13 protein-coding genes and 3 pseudogenes are annotated in these 18,591 nt (G+C 70.5%); 8 read left to right on the top strand and 8 right to left on the bottom strand.

Features of this window, described 5'->3' with window-relative positions:
- Positions 1 to 190 precede the first annotated feature (190 nt).
- The gene (locus tag ABZ826_RS06000) at positions 191 to 607 is read right to left on the bottom strand and encodes a DUF4307 domain-containing protein (RefSeq protein WP_361442828.1); all 417 of its coding nucleotides are present in this window, start codon (positions 605 to 607) and stop codon (positions 191 to 193) included.
- A gap of 151 nt (positions 608 to 758) precedes the next feature.
- Between ABZ826_RS06000 and mca the strand changes: the two genes are divergently transcribed.
- The gene (gene mca / locus ABZ826_RS05995) at positions 759 to 1,640 is read left to right on the top strand and encodes a mycothiol conjugate amidase Mca (RefSeq protein ID WP_361442825.1); all 882 of its coding nucleotides are present in this window, start codon (positions 759 to 761) and stop codon (positions 1,638 to 1,640) included.
- 1 nt (position 1,641) lies between these two features.
- The gene (locus ABZ826_RS05990; RefSeq protein WP_361442822.1) at positions 1,642 to 1,875 is read left to right on the top strand and encodes a hypothetical protein; all 234 of its coding nucleotides are present in this window, start codon (positions 1,642 to 1,644) and stop codon (positions 1,873 to 1,875) included.
- A gap of 140 nt (positions 1,876 to 2,015) precedes the next feature.
- Here ABZ826_RS05990 and ABZ826_RS05985 read toward each other — a convergent pair whose 3' ends face one another.
- Positions 2,016 to 5,243, bottom strand: coding sequence for a tetratricopeptide repeat protein (locus ABZ826_RS05985; protein ID WP_361442819.1), 3,228 nt, complete (start codon positions 5,241 to 5,243; stop codon positions 2,016 to 2,018).
- A 376-nt stretch (positions 5,244 to 5,619) separates the two neighbouring features.
- On the opposite strand from ABZ826_RS05985, the gene ABZ826_RS05980 reads away from it, so the two are divergent.
- From ABZ826_RS05980 to ABZ826_RS05965, 4 genes and pseudogenes are all read left to right on the top strand, one after another.
- The gene (locus ABZ826_RS05980) at positions 5,620 to 6,246 is read left to right on the top strand and encodes a thioesterase domain-containing protein (RefSeq protein WP_361442816.1); all 627 of its coding nucleotides are present in this window, start codon (positions 5,620 to 5,622) and stop codon (positions 6,244 to 6,246) included.
- Positions 6,247 to 6,270: 24 nt separating this feature from the next.
- A pseudogene (locus ABZ826_RS05975) lies at positions 6,271 to 7,477 on the top strand (erythromycin esterase family protein).
- 539 nt (positions 7,478 to 8,016) lie between these two features.
- On the top strand, positions 8,017 to 8,325 hold the full coding sequence (locus tag ABZ826_RS05970; RefSeq protein WP_361442813.1) for a transposase: 309 nt from the start codon (positions 8,017 to 8,019) through the stop codon (positions 8,323 to 8,325).
- Positions 8,322 to 9,239 carry an IS3 family transposase gene (locus ABZ826_RS05965; RefSeq protein ID WP_361442810.1) on the top strand — a complete coding sequence of 306 codons (918 nt, stop codon included), beginning with the start codon at positions 8,322 to 8,324 and terminating at the stop codon, positions 9,237 to 9,239. The genes ABZ826_RS05970 and ABZ826_RS05965 overlap by 4 nt, the downstream gene beginning before the upstream one ends.
- On the opposite strand, the gene ABZ826_RS05960 is transcribed toward ABZ826_RS05965, so the two are convergent.
- Together ABZ826_RS05960 and ABZ826_RS05955 are read right to left on the bottom strand one after the other, a co-directional pair.
- Positions 9,240 to 9,497: a DUF4365 domain-containing protein gene (locus ABZ826_RS05960; RefSeq protein ID WP_361442807.1), complete on the bottom strand. Its 258-nt coding sequence runs from the start codon at positions 9,495 to 9,497 to the stop codon at positions 9,240 to 9,242. It abuts the gene before it with no gap.
- Between the two features lie 162 nt (positions 9,498 to 9,659).
- Positions 9,660 to 10,226, bottom strand: a complete 567-nt coding sequence (locus ABZ826_RS05955; protein WP_361442804.1) for a Uma2 family endonuclease — start codon at positions 10,224 to 10,226, stop codon at positions 9,660 to 9,662.
- A 292-nt stretch (positions 10,227 to 10,518) separates the two neighbouring features.
- Here ABZ826_RS05955 and ABZ826_RS05950 point away from each other — a divergent pair.
- A pseudogene (locus tag ABZ826_RS05950) lies at positions 10,519 to 12,562 on the top strand (thioredoxin domain-containing protein).
- Positions 12,563 to 12,643: 81 nt separating this feature from the next.
- Here the strand turns inward: ABZ826_RS05950 and ABZ826_RS05945 are convergent.
- The 3 genes and pseudogenes from ABZ826_RS05945 to ABZ826_RS05935 form a co-directional block, all read right to left on the bottom strand.
- Positions 12,644 to 13,276, bottom strand: coding sequence for a TetR family transcriptional regulator (locus ABZ826_RS05945; RefSeq protein WP_361442801.1), 633 nt, complete (start codon positions 13,274 to 13,276; stop codon positions 12,644 to 12,646).
- An 11-nt stretch (positions 13,277 to 13,287) separates the two neighbouring features.
- Positions 13,288 to 14,843, bottom strand: a pseudogene (locus ABZ826_RS05940) (MFS transporter).
- Between the two features lie 148 nt (positions 14,844 to 14,991).
- A complete protein-coding gene (locus ABZ826_RS05935) occupies positions 14,992 to 15,690 on the bottom strand; it encodes a hemolysin III family protein (RefSeq protein ID WP_361442798.1) in 699 nt (232 codons plus the stop codon).
- 212 nt (positions 15,691 to 15,902) lie between these two features.
- Between ABZ826_RS05935 and ABZ826_RS05930 the strand changes: the two genes are divergently transcribed.
- A complete protein-coding gene (locus tag ABZ826_RS05930) occupies positions 15,903 to 17,738 on the top strand; it encodes a phosphoenolpyruvate carboxykinase (GTP) (protein ID WP_361442795.1) in 1,836 nt (611 codons plus the stop codon).
- Positions 17,739 to 17,986: 248 nt separating this feature from the next.
- Here the strand turns inward: ABZ826_RS05930 and ABZ826_RS05925 are convergent, their stop codons facing one another.
- Positions 17,987 to 18,577 carry a hypothetical protein gene (locus tag ABZ826_RS05925; RefSeq protein ID WP_361443152.1) on the bottom strand — a complete coding sequence of 197 codons (591 nt, stop codon included), beginning with the start codon at positions 18,575 to 18,577 and terminating at the stop codon, positions 17,987 to 17,989.
- Positions 18,578 to 18,591: the final 14 nt, after the last annotated feature.

Below are 18,591 nucleotides of genomic sequence, written 5' to 3'. Positions count from 1 at the left end.
GGTACTGGGAATACAAAGCATCGCCCTACCCGTAAGCATGTGCCCCTACGGGTGGGCGAAACCACGAGCCTAACAATTCCCCAGGAAAAGGGGGAGAAGGTTAACCGCCGGGACTGCGTTTGCGCAGGTCAGCCGCGTTAACAGCGATTTGGTTCCGGCGTGCGGCGGTCAGCGCGCCGCTCCGCCGTCGTCAGTGCGCGGCCCCGCCGTCGGCGGTGCAGCCGAGCAGCTCGACGTTGGTCGCCCTGGACGTCGTACGCAGTGACAGGACGCGGTCGATGCGATCCGTGCGGTCGTCGAAGCGGAAGTCCTTGCGGGCCACGTCACTGCCGTCCTCGTGCTGCGAGCGGAGGGTGCAGTAGCCCTTGGTGTCCTTGCCCTTGCGCACTTCCAGGTGCACATCGACCCGCTCGTCCGAGACGACCTTGAACTTGATCACCTCGGCGCTGATGCCCTGGCCGCCGACGTAGTCGTAACCGATCCAGCCGATCACGCCGAGGAGGGCGACGCCCAGCACCGAACCGATGATCCTGAGCTTGCGGTCCGCGCGCTGGTCGGCGGAGCGGCCGTAGCGGTTCTCCGGAAGCGCTTCGCGCACCGCGGTCATGATCGTTCCTCCTGTACCGGGGATCGAGGAATTTTCCGCCCCCCGGTTCGGTCACTATAGAAGCCTCCCGCACACCGTCCGACCGCCACCCCACACAGGCGTCCTTTCGCGACGCACCACTCCATGGCGACCAATCACTGAGGATCGAGTCTTGACTGAGCAGCTGCGACTGATGGCCGTTCACGCCCACCCCGACGACGAGTCGAGCAAGGGCGCGGCCACGATGGCCAAGTACGTGTCCGAGGGGGTGGACGTGCTGGTCGTGACCTGCACGGGCGGCGAGCGCGGCTCCATCCTCAACCCGAAGCTCCAGGGCGACGCCTACATCGAGGAGAACATCCACGAGGTGCGCAGGAAGGAGATGGACGAGGCCCGGGAGATCCTGGGCGTCGGACAGGAGTGGCTCGGCTTCGTCGACTCGGGCCTGCCCGAGGGCGACCCGCTGCCGCCGCTGCCCGAGGGCTGCTTCGCCCTGGAGGACGAGGAGAAGGCGGCGGGACGTCTCGTCCGCAGCATCCGCGCCTACCGGCCGCAGGTCATCACGACGTACGACGAGAACGGCGGGTACCCGCACCCCGACCACATCATGACCCACAAGATCACGATGATCGCCTTCGACGGCGCGGCGGACACCGAGACGTTCCCCGAGTCGGAGTTCGGCCCGGCCTGGCAGCCGCAGAAGCTCTACTACAACCAGGGCTTCAACCGGCCGCGCACGGTGGCGCTCCATGAGGCACTGCTCGCCCGTGGCCTGGAGTCCCCGTACGGCGAGTGGCTGAAGCGCTGGAAGGAGTTCGAGCGCGACGAGCGCACGCTGACCACGCACGTTCCGTGTGCGGACTTCTTCGAGATCCGCGACAAGGCGCTCATCGCGCACGCGACGCAGATCGACCCCGACGGCGGCTGGTTCCGCGTTCCGATGGAGATCCAGAAGGAGGTCTGGCCGACCGAGGAGTACGAGCTGGCGAAGTCTCTCGTCGATACCTCCCTCCCCGAGAGCGACCTCTTCGCGGGCATCCGCGACAATGCCTGATATGTACGCGACCCAGGCACTGACCCATCTCGTCCCTCTCGCCAAGGAGGTCGACGACAACAAGGTGACTCCCGGCGTTCTCGGCTTCATCGTCTTCGCGGCACTCGCCGGCGGCGTGTGGCTGCTGATGAAGTCCATGAACCGGCACATGGGCAAGGTCGACTTCGTGGAGGCCCCGGACCCGGAGGCGGTGCCCGACGCCGCCGTGGGAGCGGGTTCCGCGAAGCACACGTAGGCACGGGGCCGCCCGCCGGGGCCCGGTGGCCGCCCTGCCCCAGGACGGCCGCCGGGACTCCGGCGGCGGCCCGGTTCCCGGACGGTCACCTGCGGGCCCGGGGCCCGACGGCCGAGAACGAGGCGGCGCCCGGTGCGCCGTCACACCCTCGGCGGGACCGGCACGCCCATGATCTCCCGGGCGTGGCGCGACGGCGTCATGCCCAGGCGCCACGCCTGCCAGCCGTCCTCCAGCTCCACGCCGCGGTTCAGCACCACGGTGAACGCCTCCGCACAGTCCTCCAGCTTCCCGTCGCGCGTCGGGTGACCGGCCCGGAGCAGGTCGGCCAGTTCCTGCTGGGCCACCACCGTGCCCACCTCGCTGCCGCCCGGTGACGCGTAGGGCAGCAGCGTGCAGCGCAGGAAGCGGGCCCAGTCCGCACCCCGCGTGTCGCCGTAGGAGTCGAACAGCTCCGCTGCCTCGCCGCACAGCTCCAGCGCCTGCGGGGCGCGGTTGTTGCCCGCGTCGATCAGGGCCAGCTCCAGACAGGTCCAGGCCTCGCCGTGGGCGACCCCGATGCGCCGGAAGTCCGCGCGGGCGTCCATCAGGAGCTGGCGGGCGAAGCCGGAGTTGCGCAGGTTTCCGGTCTGGGCGGCCCGCTGGTCGCGGGTGACCCGGCCCGAGTGGTGCCGGGCGCATGCCAGCCCGTACACGTCCCGCATCCGGGAGAACATCGTGCGCGCCCGCTCCAGCTGCCGCACCGCCTGATCGGTGTCGCCGTTCTCCTCCAGGGCCTGGCCCAGGTAGTACAGCGTCCACGCCTCGCCGCGCGCGTCCTCGTTGTCGCGGTGGCGGGCCAGGGCCAGACGGAGCTCCTCGGCCGCCGCGGCCGGGTCGCCGTCGAGCAGCCGGGCGCGGGCCAGCTGGGTCAGCGCCCAGGCCTCGCCGCGCTCGTCACGGGTGCGGCTGTACAGATCCAGGGCCGTGCGCAGGGCATCCTTCGCCCGGTCCACGTCGCCCATCCGCAGCAGGGTCTGGCCCAGCTGGAACTGTGTCCACGCCTCGCCGTGCAGCGACTCGCCCTCCCGGTGCAGGATCAGCGCGGAGTCCAGGAGGGTCAGCGCCTCCGCCAGATGGGCCCGGTCGCGTTCGACGGCGGCCAGGGCGTGCAGCGACCAGGCCCGGTCCTCGGCCTGCTCGTCGGAGGACTGGAGCTCGATCGCCTCCCGCAGCCGGGCCGCCGCCTCGGTCAGATTGCCCTGATGGTGCAGGGTGATGCCGAGCGAGCAGAGCGCCAGCGCCGTGCCCGCCTCGTGCTGCGCCTCGCGGTAGAGCCCGACCACCGACGACAGAGTGGTGCGGGCCTTGTCCAGCTCACCGAGCTGACGGGCCGCGATACCGGTGCGCCACTGCACCGACCGCTCCAGCAACCCCTTGTCCACGGCCTGAGTCAACTCGCTGATCTCGCCCAGCCGGTAGAGGTCGCCGCGCAGCAGGCAGTAGTCGCACAGCGCGCCCAGCAGATCCAGTACGGCCCCCTGGTCGACGCCCTCCGCGTGCCGCAGCGCCGAGGTGATGAAACTCGACTCGTCGTCCAGCCAGCGCAGCGCCGAGTCCAGTGAACCGAACCCGTGCGGGCCGAACTGCCCGGCCCGGGTCGACATCTTGCCGTCCACCATGCGGATCACCGCACCGGCCAGGTCCGCGTAGTTCCGGATCAGCCGCTCCTGGGCCGCGGTCCGGTCCGCCGCCTCCTCCTCGTCCCGCAGCCGGGCCAGGGCGAAGCCGCGTACGAGGTCGTGCAGCCGGTAGCGCGAGCCCCGTACATGGTCCAGGAGACCGGCCCCGGCCAGGTCCGTCAGCAGCCGCTCGGCCTCCTGCTCTTCGGTCGAGAGCAGCGCGGCCGCCGCCGCCGCGCCGAGGCTCGCCCGCCCGGCCAGCGCGAGCCGGCGCAGCAGCCGCCGCGCCTGTTCGGACTGGTCGGTGTAGCGCAGCCACAGCGCGCGCTCGACCGGCGCGACCGGCCCGTACGCGGCGAGATCGGCGGCGAGGGCGCTGCGGGTGCGCGGCCCGAGCGAGGAGCCCGCTATGCGCAGCGCCAGCGGCAGCCCGCCGCACAGCTCGGTGACGGTGTCCGTCGACCGGGAGTCGTACGGGCCCGCCTGCTCCGCTTCGGCCGCCTCGCGCAGCAGTTCCTCGGCGCCCGCCGCGTCCAGCGCGCCGACCGGCAGCTGATGGACCCGGGCCGGGATGTCGGCGGGCAGCTCCAGGGGTTCGCGGGAGGTGACGAGGACAAGGCTGTCGGAACGCTCGGGGACCAGCGTGCCGACCTGGGCCGCGTCGCCGGCGTCGTCGAGGACGATCGTCACCGGGGTGCCGGCCAGGTGCTGGTGGTACAGCTCGCTCAGCCGCCGCACCTGCTGCTCGGCGGAGGCCCTCTCACGGAACAGCAGCTGCTCGCGGGGCGCGCCCAGCCGGTTCAGCAGATGCAGCAGCGCGTCCCGGGTGGGCAGCGGTGCCTCCCCGGCGACATCGCCGCGCAGGTCCACCACGCAGGCGCCCCGGAACTGGTCCTTCAGGCTGTGTGCCGCCCGCACCGCGAGCGTGGTGCGTCCGGCGCCGGGCATGCCGTGCAGGACGACGACGGTCGGCTTGGTCTCCGTCGACGCGCGGGCCTCGCGCACCCACTGCGCGATCTGCGCCAGCTCGGTGCGCCGCCCGGCGAACGGCCCCTCCGCGGCGGGCAGATGACCGAACGACTGTTCCAGGAGCGCGCGCATGCGCGCTGCGGCGCTGCGGTCCCCGCCCCGCAGCTGCGGGGCGGTCCGCGACTGCGCGGGGACCTTCTTCGCCGGTGTGCGGGACGAGGCGGTGAGCATCCGCTGCTGGTCGAGGAACGGGCGGATGCCCCGCACCTCCAGCGCCGCCAGCCACTGCAGCCGCAGCTGTTCGGTGCCACCCGGCTGCCCGAGCGCACCCGCCCGCCGATGGGCGGCGGGCCAGTGCGAGGCGGTGACCTTGGCGACCGTCGCCGTGGCCCCCGCGACCGCGACGACGGCGCCCGCGCCGAGGGCCGGCCCCGTCGCCGTACCGAACGCGACGTCCGCGCCGACGGCCGCGACCGCGGCAACTCCGGTGACCAGCAGGGGAGTTCCCAGGGCCGCCCGGCTGAACCGCCGGGACAGCGGCTGCTGTCCGGCCTCCGCCGCGTCCAGCGCCCGCAGATAGGCGGCGTACTCGTCGTCCGCGCCCGCCGCCAGGGAATCGAGCGCGGCCCGTCCGCGCGACATCAGCGTTCCGGCGTCGGCCCGCCCGCCCGATCGCCGTACCTCTTCCTCGACGGCGCGTACCAACAGCCGTTCGGCTTCCGCCCGATGGCTGTCCCGCATGTGCGTCCCCCTCCGGATACGACGATTGCAGCTGCCTCAGCCGGCATCGCCGCCCAGTCTCCTGCGTGCGGCGCGTCAGCGCGAGTGAACGAGGCGATCAACCGGGCCCGAGTGAAGCTGTGGCTGTGCCGAATCGCCTGGACCGTGAGACTTCCCCGTACTTCCTCGGGCATGCCGACCATGCCGACCATGCCGTCGACCGGTGGCCCGGGACAGGCTCTCAGACGTTCGAGGAGGTGCGCAGGCGGAATGTGCCGGTGCTGCTCGGCGTCGGTGCGCGAGCTGCCACTGGTGACACGGCGGCGAAGACAACCAGGTAGCTCTGACCCGGTGCGTTTCCAAGGAGTGCGCCTACGGTGAGCAACCGGGCGAAGACATGGACGCCTGGGGCGAAGACCAGTTGGCCGCCTCTCCCGAGTGGGTGCCCGAGCACTGCGTCCACATCCGTCAGCACCGGGAAGACGGCTCACCCGCCGCCGAGCGCTGGTGGCGGCGGAGAAGCGATCCTGACCTGAAGGTTTCGGGTCGCTCCTCAGGAGGTCTGCCGTTTGATGCCGCGCTGGGCGAGACCGCGGATGCCGGGGAGGGCCATCGTTCGGGTCATCAGGTCGTTCATCCACACGTGGAAGCGGCTCGGTGGCGCGTAAAAGTAAGCGCCGCGGCGAGCGACTGCTTGCCGCTTGCGGGCACCCAGAGCGCTTTCGGCGAAGGCAGCCGGCATCGTGAGAACGAGGAGCTGCGAGAGATGGTGACGCCGGCGCTGCGCTCGGACCTTCGAGCGCACGCGACCTACGAGGCCGGTTCCGACAGCAAGCCGCTGTCCTGCCCGGTCAGCTGTTGCCACGGCGTCGGGGATCCGCTGGTGGAGGAGACGCGGCTGGCGGACTGGGCCGGTGTCACCTCGGGCGAATTCAGACTGAGGGTGCGACCGGGCGGGCACTTCCACGTGGCCGGCGACGTGGCCGGGCTGGTCTCGGACATCCTGGACCGGGAGCGCACGTGACCCCATCGCGGATACGTGGAGAGCATGACTGCTGCTGTCGAAGACGCTGCGCGGGCCGTGGACGCTCCTTCCGTCATGGGGCTGCTCCCGGCCCGGCCGCGGCTGCTTGCCCTGGGCGAGCCCGCCCACGGCGAAGAGGTCCTGTCCGAGCTGCGAAACGATCTCTTCCGGCAACTCGTCGAGCAGGAGCACTTCCGGACGATCGCGCTTGAGAGCGACTGCTTGAGGGGCTTGGTCGTGGACGACTACGTCACCTCGGGTACGGGCACACTCGACGAGGTCATGGAGCGCGGCTTCAGCCACCAGTGGTTCAACGCGTCCGCGGGCAACCGCGAACTGGTGCGCTGGATGCGCGAGTACAACGGCAGCCGGCCCGCGTCGGAACAGCTGCGCTTCGCCGGTTTCGAAGCCCCGCTGGAGCACGACGGCGCCGCGAGCCCTCGGCAGTCCCTCACCGCGCTCCACGCCTACCTCACCGCGCGGGTCGAAGCCGATCTGCTTCCCTGCACCGCACAGACGCTCGACCGCCTGCTCGGCGCCGACGACCGGTGGGCCGAACCCGGCGCGATGATGGACCCGTCCCAGTCCGTGGGGCAGACGCCCGAGGCCGAACAGCTGCGGCAGCTCGCCGACGAACTGGTAGCCCTGCTCGACGCGCAGACGCGGCACCTGATCGAGGCGTCCTCGCGGGACGAGTCGGACCGGGCACGGATGTACGGTCGGACCGCCACCGGGCTGCTGCAGTACCACTTCTGGATGGCCGACGCGTCACCGAACCGCGTGGCGCGGCTGCTGGGCCAGCGGGAATCGATGATGGCCGCCAATCTGCTCGCCATCGCCGAGCGGGGTCCGGTGCTGGCGAACGGTCACAATGGCCATCTCCAGCGGAACAACAGCTCCATGCACCTGGGCGACCAGCTGGTGGAGTGGCCGAGCGGCGGGATGACCGTGAGCGACCAACTGGGCGATGAGTACGCCCTCTTGACCACCCTCCTCGGTACGCTTCGCCACCGGGATGTCGACGCTCCGCCCCCCGACACCATCGAGGGGGTCCTGTGCACGGTCCCGGAGGACCGCTGTGTCATCGACGCCGGCCGACTGGCCGATGCCGTCCGCGATATGACGCTCGTTCACCGCGAGTCCCCCTGGTACGGCTACTCCCCGCTGAACCCGGGCCAACGTGGCGAGCAGTGACGGGATCGTGTTCGTCAAGGACGTCACACCGCGCTGAGGGCTGTCCCGTCGCCCGCCGGGGATTGCGGGACAGCCCTTGGGCTGCGCAGTGCTCGGCGCCGCCTGGTCGGCTACGGTCCAGGCGGCGCCCGGGACACCCTCAGCGCCGGGGCGGGTCCCACCAGACGGCGGTGTTGTAGTGCTTCCCCTCGTACGCCGCGACGGCGTAGCCGGGGACCGGCCCGAGGCGTTGACCGCCAGGACGTACGAACCCAGTTCGTTGTCTCCGAGAGCCGTCGTGCGCCCCCGGGCCGGTTCCCACATGACCGCGGTGAACGGGAACACGGACGAGTCGGGGAAGTCGCGGACGCCGACGATACGGCCGCCGTCGTTGACTTCCAACGCCACGCGACCGGGAAGCTCCACGGGGCGGGCGTCCTGGTCCGGCCAGTAGACGGCGTTGGACATCCCGCCGGGCGCGCTCATCCGCCAGCGCTCGATTTCCCGGTATGCCGGGAAAGCTGCCTGTGAGGTTCCCCCGAGATGCGGACTGTGGTGACAGAGGGGCAGATGGTTCTCATGAGAGGAACATCGACCATGGCTGCCCCCAGGAAATACTCGCTCGAGTTGCGTGAGCGTGCGGTACGGGTGTACCGCACCGCCGATCCGAAGCCGCAGATCAAGAAACTGGCCGTCGATCTCGGCGTGCATCCGGAGGCCCTGCGCGGTTGGATCCGGCAGGCCGAGGCCGACGCCGGCGAGCGCGATGACCGGCTGACCACCGACGAACGCGCCGAGCTCACCGCGCTGCGCAAGGAGAACGCCCAGCTCAAGCGGGCGAACGAGGTCCTGCGGACGGCCTCGGCTTTTTTCGCGGCCCAGCTCGACCCGACCCGGCCCAGGTGACGGCGCTCCTCGACGAGCACCCGCACCTGGGGGTCGAGCCCGTACTCCGGGAACTGTCCGTCCCCTCCTCCACCTACTACCGCTGGCGCCGTGCCGAGCGCGAGCCGTGCGAACGCATGCGCCGGGACGCGGAACTCACCGAGCAGATCAAGGAGATCCACGCCGACTCGGGCGGGATCTACGGCTCGCCGCGCGTGCATGCCGTGCTCAAGCGTGAGGGCGTCCACGTGGGCCGCAAGCGGGTCGAGCGCCTGATGCGCGAGGCCGACCTCGCTGGGATCAGCCCGCGTCGCAAGGGCTTCACGCGCCGGGACCCCAGGGCCACCCTGGCCCCGGACCTGGTCCAGCGCGATTTCACCGCGAGTGCACCGAACCGGCTGTGGGCCACCGACCTGACGGTGATCGCGACCGGCGAGGGCCCGTTGTGGCTGTCCGCAATCCGGGACGCGTTCTTCCGCCGGGTGGTGGCCTGGGAGACCTCCGCCCGTGCGGACGCCGACCTGGTGCTGTCCACGCTCGAGTACACCCTCGCTTCCCGCGAGGTCGAGCCCGGACAGCTCATTCATCACGCGGATCACAGCTGTCAATATACGTCGATCAAGCTCACAACTCGCCTGCTGCGATCGGGAGTTCAGGCGTCCATGGGCTCGGTCGGAGACTCGTACGACAACGCCCTCGCGGAGAACCTGTGGATGATCACCAAGACGGAGTGCATCCGCGGCCGCGTCTTCGCCACCCGGGCCGAGACGAACCTGGCGCTGTTCGAGTACATCGATGGGTTCTATAACTCCCGGCGCATCCAGAAACGGCTCGGCTACCTCAGCCCGATCGAGTTCGAGGAGAAGCACTACGCCGACCAGGCAACGGCCGAACGAGCGAACCTGAAACCCCGTCAACCCGCCCTGACCAGCTGATCAGCACCTCCCGCACGCCGGGGGAACCTCAATCGCGTAGCCGTTCGCCCGCTTGTACTTGTCACCGCTCTTCACCTGAACGGTGATCGACGAACCAGTTCGCTCACCCTCCCGAGTAAGCATGACGAACAGATCCTCGCCGAAGTCGTTGCCACCGTCGATCTCCTGGACGATCTGATCGTGTGCCTCCAGTAGCGTCCGGAGCGCGTTGACCCCTGCCCGTTCGATCCTTCTGCTCCGAGAGACTCTTGCCGACACTGTTACCCCTCCCCCGCCGCGCCGGTCGGCACCGGTGACGACGAGAGGCTACAGCTCAGCCTGGCGGCGGGGCGTGGTTGTGCTCGCCTGCCGTGTGTGCGTGACCGACTCCCGTCGGCCTGTACCGGCTGTTGATGCTGCTGACCACGCGAATGCTGGTCGTCAGATGGCTCCCAGGTCCACAGTGACGGAGAAGGGCGCGGCAGCCTTGATCACGCCGGTGAACATCTCGCCTTCCCGGTAGGCCTTGGTGGCGGGGTCGAGGACGTAGGTGTAGACGATCGGGACGCCGGTGGCGGCCTGCTCGACCCGCCAGTAGAAGGGGATGCCGGCCTTGGCGTACTGGTCCACCTTCACGATCCGGTCGGTGGTCTCCGAGCCGGGCGACACGACCTCGACGACCAGGAGCACGTGTTCGGGGCGGGTGGGCGTGAGGTCGATGGTCTCCGCCCGGTAGATGGTGACATCCGGACGGCGGTTGGTCAGGGGAACGTCCTGCAGTCGGACATCGAAGTCCGTGTCGGCGTTCCAGTCCGGGCCTGCGGCGGCGTCCAGGGCATTGGCCAGGATCCGGGCCAGCCGGTTGTGCCGCTTCGAGGCGCTTGGGCTCACGACGACCATCCCGTCCACGATCTCAATGCCGGCACACTGCTCCTCGGACCAGGAGTCGTACTGCTCCGCGCTGATCTGCGTATGCATCCACGCGGGCGCCACCATCTCGGCGGTCATGGTGTACCTCCTTCGAGGAGCCTCGACAGGCTCAGCCCTGCTGCGCTCAGCCTACTGTTCTGAGACACCGGGTCGCCCGACTCGGGAGAGCGCCGGGAAAAGTTCGACATCAACCTGTTCCGCTTGCCATGCATGCCCCCGAGGACTGCCCTGTCCCCGAAGTCGATGTCCACGGTTACGCGGGGGAAGGTGTCGTCCACCACGTGATGGCCCATAGGTGCAATTCGGCCAAGCGAGGCGGGTCCGTGCGGGCTTCGCCGGCCGGGTCGGGTGTTGTGAGAGGCTGGATCGTATGAACCGACTGGCCAGCTCCCAGTCGCCCTATCTCCTCCAGCACGCCACCAATCCAGTCGACTGGTGGCCATGGGGAGAGGAGGCGATGCAAGAGGCAAAGAGGCGCGACGTACCCATCCTTCTGTCGGTGGGCTATTCGTCGTGCCACTTAGCCGACTGATCACTGGTGCCACGTCATGGCGCAGGAGTCCTTCGAGGACGACGACATCGCCGCGTACATGAACGAGCACTTCGTGTGCGTCAAGGTGGACCGTGAAGAGCGTCCCGACGTGGACGCTGTGTACATGGAGGCTGTGCAAGCCGCCACCGGGCAGGGCGGCTGGCCGATGACCGTCTTCCTGACCGCCGACGCCGAACCCTTCTACTTCGGTACGTACTTCCCGCCCGAGCCGCGCCACGGCATGCCCTCCTTCCATCAGGTGCTCGAAGGGGTCTCGGCGGCCTGGACCGACCGCCCCGACGAGGTGACCGAGGTCGCCGGACGCATCGTCCACGACCTGACCCGGCGCTCCCTCGCCCACGGCGGCGAAGGGCTGCCGGGCGAACCGGAGCTGGCGCAGGCGCTCCTCGGGCTCACCCGGGAGTACGACGAGAAGCACGGCGGGTTCGGCGGCGCGCCCAAGTTCCCGCCGTCCATGATCATCGAGTTCCTGCTGCGCCACCATGCCCGCACCGGCGCGGAAGGCGCCCTCGACATGGCCGCCGACACCTGCGCGGCGATGGCCATGGGAGGGATGTACGACCAGCTCGGCGGCGGTTTCGCCCGCTACTCGGTGGACCGGGAATGGGTCGTTCCGCACTTCGAGAAGATGCTCTACGACAACGCGCTGCTCTGCCGGGTCTACGCGCACCTGTGGCGGTCCACGGGCTCCGAACTGGCCCGCCGGGTCGCCCTGGAGACCGCCGACTTCATGGTGCGCGAGCTGCGCACGGCGGAGGGCGGCTTCGCCTCCGCGCTCGACGCCGACAGCGAGGACGGAGCCGGCCGGCACGTCGAGGGCGCGTACTACGTGTGGACGCCCGAGCAGTTGCGGGAGGTCCTGGGCGAACAGGACGCGGCCTTCGCCGCCGAGTACTTCGGTGTCACGGAGCAGGGCACGTTCGAGGAGGGCGCCTCGGTCCTCCGGCTCGCACGGACCGGCGCCGCGGTGGACGCGGACCGGGCCGCCGAGGTACGGGCCAAGCTGCTGGCCGCCCGTGAGCTGCGCCCCCGCCCCGGGCGGGACGACAAGGTGGTCGCCGCCTGGAACGGTCTGGCGATCGCCGCGCTCGCCGAGACGGGGGCGTACTTCGACCGCCCCGATCTGGTCGAGCGCGCCACCGAGGCGGCGGATCTGCTGGTCCGGGTCCACATGGGCGACGTCGCCCGGCTGTCCCGTACCTCGAAGGACGGGCGGTCCGGCGGGCACGCCGGGGTCCTGGAGGACTACGGCGATGTCGCGGAGGGCTTTCTCGCCCTGGCCGCGGTCACCGGCGAGGGCGTCTGGCTGGAGTTCGCCGGGTTCCTGCTGGACACCGTGCTCCAGCACTTCACCGGAGAGGGCGGGCAGCTGTACGACACGGCGGACGACGCCGAGCAGCTGATCCGCCGCCCGCAGGACCCCACCGACAGCGCGACCCCGGCGGGCTGGACGGCAGCGGCCGGCGCGCTGCTCTCGTACGCCGCGCACACCGGCTCGGAGGCCCACCGCGCCGCCGCGGAAGGGGCGTTGGGCGTGGTGAAGGCGCTCGGCCCGCGCGTTCCCCGCTTCATCGGCTGGGGGCTCGCGGTCGCCGAGGCGCTGCTCGACGGGCCGCGCGAGGTCGCGGTCGCCGGGCCGGTCGGCGGTGAACTGCACCGTACGGCGCTGCTGGGACGGGCGCCCGGCGCGGTGGTGGCGGCGGGGGAGACGGCGGGGACGGAGTTCCCGCTGCTGGCGGACCGGCCGCTGGTGGGCGGGGCGCCGACGGCGTATGTGTGCAGGCACTTCGTCTGCGACGCCCCGACGACGGACCCGCGGGAGCTGGCGCGGAGCCTGAGGACTGTCCCCGCGGAGGACTGAGGAGGAAACCGGCCGGGGAACGGGGCGAGGAACCGGCCGGGGAGCGGGGCGAGGAGGAAACCGGCCGGGGCGGAGCCCCGGCTACAGCGTCAGCCCGCCTTCGAGCATGTCCAGCGCCTGGTTGATCAATGCGATCAGGTCGCCCTCCAGACCGTGTTCGCCCCAGTACAGCGTCACCTCGCGCATCGCCCCCAGCACCGCCGCGATGAACACCCTGACCTCCAGGTCGTCCGGGTTGCGGCCGCTGCGGTCGGCGAGCGCCTTGGCCAGCACCTTCGCCGTGTCCGACATGGTCTCCGTCATCCGCGCCCGGATGGCGGGGACCTCCACCATCAGCCGGGTGCGCTGGCGCAGTTCCTCCTCCTCGCTCGCGAGGAACGCCGTCAGCGCCTCGGCCATGATGAACCGCAGCGACTCCAGCGGGGGTTCGTCGGCCGGCCGGTTGCGCAGCTCGGCCTCCATGATCGGGTCGTACTCGTAGGTGAGGACGATGTCCTCCTTGGTCGCGAAGTACCGGAAGACGGTGCTCGGCGACACCTCGGCCGCCTCGGCGATCTGCTCGATCGTCGTCGCGTCGTATCCCTGCTCGGAGATCAGCCGGTACGTCGCCCGGCGGATCGCGATCCTGGTCTTGAGCTTCTTCCGCTCGCGCAGCCCCATCGCGGGAGGCGTCCCGAGGGCGGAAACGGAAGGGGGACGGGAGGTGGCGGCCATGGTCGCCATTGTCAGGCATCGACGGGCGCGGGGGCCACGTCCGTCCCCTCCCGGGACTCGGCGGGAAGGTTCGTCAGGAACGCCCCGACCAGCAGCGCCGACACCAGGGACGTGACAGCGACGACGAGCAGCACCACGCTCATGCCGTGGAGATACGCCGCGTCCGCGGAGTCGGCCAGCCGCTGCGCGCCGAGCTTCGCCGCGACGGCATGGGCGGCGACGACCGAGTCACCGGCCGTGTCCGTGGCGGCGGCCGGTACGCCGGTGGTGTCGAGGCGGCCGCTGTACGCACCGGCGAGCAGGCTGCCGAGCAGCGCGATCCCGAGGGCGCTGCCCGTCTGCCGTACGGTCATCAGCAGCCCCGATCCGCTGCCCGCACGGTCCGCGGGCAGGGCGGCCAGCGCGGCGTCCATCGCGGGGACGACGGCGAAGCCGAAGCCGGCCCCGGCCACGGAGAGCCACAGCGCCGTGAAGCCGTAACCGCTGTCGACCGTCGTACGGCTGCCGAGGAGCGCGGCGAAGGCGAGCACGACCAGGCCCGCCGTCATCGTGGTGCGCGCCCCGAACCGCCGACTGACGGGGGCGCCCGTCTTCGCGGCGACGATCAGCCCGCCCATCATCGGCAGCATCCGTACCCCCGTGCCGAAGGCGTCGTGGCCCAGGACCGCCTGGAGGTAGCCGGGCAGGATGAACATCAGCCCCGACATCACGAACATCACCAGCGTCGCGGCGAGCGCGCTCAGCAGGAACGGCCGCTGCCGCAGCAGGGACATGTCGAGCATCGGGCGCTCGGCGCCGCGTTCCCGTACGACGAGCGCGGCGAGCAGCACGACACCGGCGGCCGGCATGCCCAGTACCAGCGGGTCGCCCCAGCCGCGCCCGGGCGCCTCGATGATCGCGTAGATCAGCGTGCCGAGACCGGTCGCGGTCAGGGCGGTGGAGACGGCATCGACCTTCGGGGAGGCCGGGTCGCTGGTCTCCGGGAGCAGGAACACGCAGGCCGCGATGGAGATCGCCACCATCGGGATGTTGATCAGGAAGATCGAGCCCCACCAGAAGTGGTCCAGCAGCCAGCCGCCGAGGATCGGGCCGAGCGGCAGTCCCAGCGCGGAGGCGGCCGAGACGATACCGATGGCCTTGACCCGGTCCTCGGGCGCGCCGAACAGCGAGGGCAGCACGGCCAGCGCGAGCGGCGTGACGAGGGCCGCGCCGATGCCCATCACACAGCGGGCGGTCACGACGGCCGGTACGGCGTCGGCCAGTGAGCCGATGAGCGAGCCGATCAGAAAGATGCCGAGGCCGGTGATGAGCATCCGCGACGGCCAGTGGGGTCTCCCCTGCTCGAACGGAGCTGAGAGCTTGGGGAACTGTCCCCGAGCAGTCCGGCCGGGAGCATCAGCGCGGCGAAGACGACGACATAGGCGTCGGCCATCCACTGCTGCTCACCTGTGGTGGCGCCGAGCTGTCCGGCCATGGTCGGCAGCGCCACATTGAGGATCGTCATGTCGAATCCGAGGACGAGCATGCTCGCGACCAGCGCGCCCAGGGCCCACCAGCGTCGATTCATGAGAACGCCCCTTTGAGAGTCAGAGTCAAGTGAAAGTAACTCTCAAAAGATGGTGAGTGTCAATGTGTGCGGCCCGCCGGGGTCCTGGCATGGCGAATGGCCGCGGCTTTCAAGCCACGGCCATTGCGGGGGAGGGGTGGAGGGGTGCTCAGCTGTGGTTGTACGCCACCAGCGAGATGCCGACGTAGTGCACGACGAAGGCCGCCAGGGTCAGCGAGTGGAAGACCTCGTGGAAGCCGAACCACCGCGGCGACGGATTGGGGCGCTTGATGCCGTAGATGACGCCGCCCACGCTGTAGAGAAGTCCGCCGACGACGACCAGTACCAGCACCGCGATCCCGCCGGTCCGCATGAAGTCCGGCAGGAAGAAGACCGCGGCCCAGCCCATCGCTATGTAGCAGGGCGTGTAGAGCCAGCGCGGGGCGCCGACCCAGAACACCCGGAAGGCGATGCCCGCTGCCGCCGCCGCCCAGACCGCCCACAGGAGTGGCGTCCCGGTCGCCTCGGGGAGCAGGAGAAGGGTCAGCGGGGTGTAGGTGCCCGCGATGATCAGGAAGATGTTGGCGTGGTCGAGCCGGCGGAGCACCGCCTCGCCGCGCGGGCCCCAGGTGCCGCGGTGGTAAAGGGCGCTCACGCCGAACAGCAGGCACGCGGTCAGGACGTAGATACCGCAGGCGAGCCGGCCGCGGACGCTGTCCGTCAGTGCGATCAGCACGATCCCCGCGACGATCACGGCGGGGAACATCCCGGCGTGCAGCCAGCCTCGCATCCGTGGCTTCGGCGGGGCGGTGTCGGACTCGGCTGTTTCCAGCCCGGCTGGCTCGGGCGCGGCGGCGGCGGCAGTCATTCCCGCATCGTACCTACGGCACCGTAGGTAAGGGTCGCGAGTGGCGATGCTCACGTGTGCGGCCCCCTGGACATATGGGCCAAACGGTCGGATGATCAAATGAGTGCGGTCGGCACCGGATGAGCGCCAACGGGATTCGAAGGGGTCGAAGCGTCCGGGTCGCAGCCCCCACGGGGCAACTACCAAACAGACACCCTCATCTAGGAGCGATCGTGGCGCGCGACATCGCGGCTCCCCTCACTGCCCCCACCGACCACCAGGAACTCGTTTCCTGGGTGAACGAGATCGCAGCCATCACGGAGCCGGACCGGGTGGTCTGGTGCGACGGCTCCGAGGCCGAGTACGAGCGCCTGTGCGGGGAGCTCGTGGCCAAGGGCACGTTCACGAAGCTGGACGGGACGAAGCGCCCGAACTCGTACTACGCCGCGTCCGACCCGAGCGATGTCGCCCGCGTCGAGGACCGCACGTTCATCTGCTCCGCGAAGGAGGAGGACGCGGGTCCGACGAACCACTGGAAGGCCCCCGCCGAGATGCGGGAGATCTTCACGGGTGAGAAGGGGGTGTTCCGCGGCTCCATGCGCGGTCGCACGATGTACGTCGTGCCGTTCTGCATGGGGCCCGTCGGCTCGCCGCTCTCCGCGATCGGCGTCGAGATCACCGACTCCGCGTACGTCGCCGTCTCGATGCGCACCATGACGCGCATGGGGCAGGCCGTCCTGGACGAGCTGGGCACCGACGGTTTCTTCGTCAAGGCCGTGCACACGCTGGGCGCGCCCCTGGAAGAGGGCCAGGAAGACGTTCCGTGGCCGTGCAACAGCACCAAGTACATCTCGCACTTCCCCGAGGACCGCGAGATCTGGTCGTACGGCTCCGGCTACGGCGGCAACGCCCTGCTCGGCAAGAAGTGCTACGCGCTGCGCATCGCCTCCGTCATGGCGCGCGACGAGGGCTGGCTCGCCGAGCACATGCTGATCCTCAAGCTCACGCCGCCGCAGGGCGAGGCCGCCGCCCCGACGTACATCGCCGCCGCGTTCCCGAGCGCCTGCGGCAAGACCAACCTCGCCATGCTGGAGCCCACGATCCCCGGCTGGACCGTCGAGACCATCGGCGACGACATCGCCTGGATGCGGTTCGGTGAGGACGGCCGCCTCTACGCGATCAACCCCGAGGCCGGATTCTTCGGCGTCGCGCCCGGCACCGGCGAGCACACCAACGCCAACGCCATGAAGACCATGTGGGGCAACTCCGTCTTCACCAACGTCGCGCTCACCGACGACGGCGACGTCTGGTGGGAGGGCATGACGGAGACCGCTCCGGCCCACCTCACCGACTGGAAGGGCAACGACTGGACGCCGGCGTCCCAGACCCCGGCCGCCCACCCCAACGCCCGCTTCACCGTCCCGGCCGGCCAGTGCCCGATCATCGCGCCCGAGTGGGAGGACCCGAAGGGCGTGCCGATCTCGGCCATCCTCTTCGGCGGTCGCCGCGCCTCGGCCGTACCGCTGGTCACCGAGTCCTTCAACTGGCAGCACGGCGTCTTCCTGGGCGCCAACGTGGCTTCCGAGAAGACCGCCGCCGCCGAGGGCAAGGTCGGCGAGCTGCGCCGCGACCCGTTCGCCATGCTGCCGTTCTGCGGCTACAACATGGGCGACTACATGGCCCACTGGATCAAGGTCGGCGCGGACAAGGCGGACCAGTCGAAGCTCCCGAAGATCTACTACGTGAACTGGTTCCGCAAGAACGACGCGGGCAAGTTCGTGTGGCCCGGCTTCGGCGAGAACAGCCGCGTCCTGAAGTGGATCGTCGAGCGCCTGAACGGCAGGGCCGAGGGCGTCGAGACCCCGATCGGTGTCCTGCCCGCCAAGGGCGCCCTGGACACCAAGGGCCTGGACCTCTCCGACGCGGACCTGGACTTCCTGCTCGACGTCGACAAGGAGGTCTGGCGCGAGGAGGCGGCGCTGATCCCCGAGCACCTCAACACCTTCGGTGACCACGCGCCGAAGGAGCTGTGGGACGAGTACCGCGCGCTGGTCCAGCGCCTGGGCTGACGCCCCGGGCGCACCCCGCGCGGGTGCGCCCTCACGCACCCCGCGGCCGGGTCTTTGGACATCCGCCCTGACCTGTGGGGTCGACGACCCGCCGCGGTACGGCCCCCGGAATCCCCTCACGGTTCCGGGGGCCGCCACACGGCCGACGGTCCCGTGGCCGGCGCCCATACGGGCCCGCAACTGACGGGCACCGTCCCGCTTCCCTGAGCGGCGGTCCGGGCCGTCACCCGGACCGCCGCCCCACCGCGCTACCCGTTGTGGCCCCGGTCCTCCAGATACCGGGTGTGGGTCTGCTGCCGCAGCGCCTCCGCCTCCCGCAGCGCCGTCGCCAAGGCCTCCGCCTCCCGGTGCAACAGCGCCAGCTGCCGCTCCAGATGACGCTCGGGCGGTTCCGTGCCGGGCGCGATGCGGGTCCACCATCGGGTCCGTACGAACGTGTCGACCGACTCCGGGATGTCCTGGTGCACGGCGCGCGACAGGGCGTGGACGCCCTCCGGGTCGGTGGCCAGCGCCTGGGACACCCAGCCTGGGGCGAGCAACCCCGCCAGCAGCTCCGTCAGTTCGGTGAGCCGGCCGGCTGCGGCGGGCGGCAGCTCCACCTCGTCCAGATACGCCCGCAGGGTCCCGAAGTCGTCCCGCAGCGTTTCCAGTTGGGACGAAGGATCGGGGAAGTCCGGGGCGGGCGGGCGCTCGGGAGGTGCGATCAGCGCGCCCGCGCCGTACAGCCCGATGACCACCACCGGCCAGTACGCCCCCGCGAGCCCGGTGAAGGTCAAGGCGAGGCCGGCGATCCCGCAGGCGCTCCCGGTGAGGTTCTTCCGCGATTCGACGTAGGCCAGGGCCCTGTTCGCGG

This window comes from Streptomyces sp. NPDC047515 (genome assembly GCF_040643055.1).
GTDB lineage: Bacteria > Actinomycetota > Actinomycetes > Streptomycetales > Streptomycetaceae > Streptomyces.
Note: the sequence above shows the minus strand (reverse complement) of the source record. Positions and strands in the feature narration are given on the sequence as shown.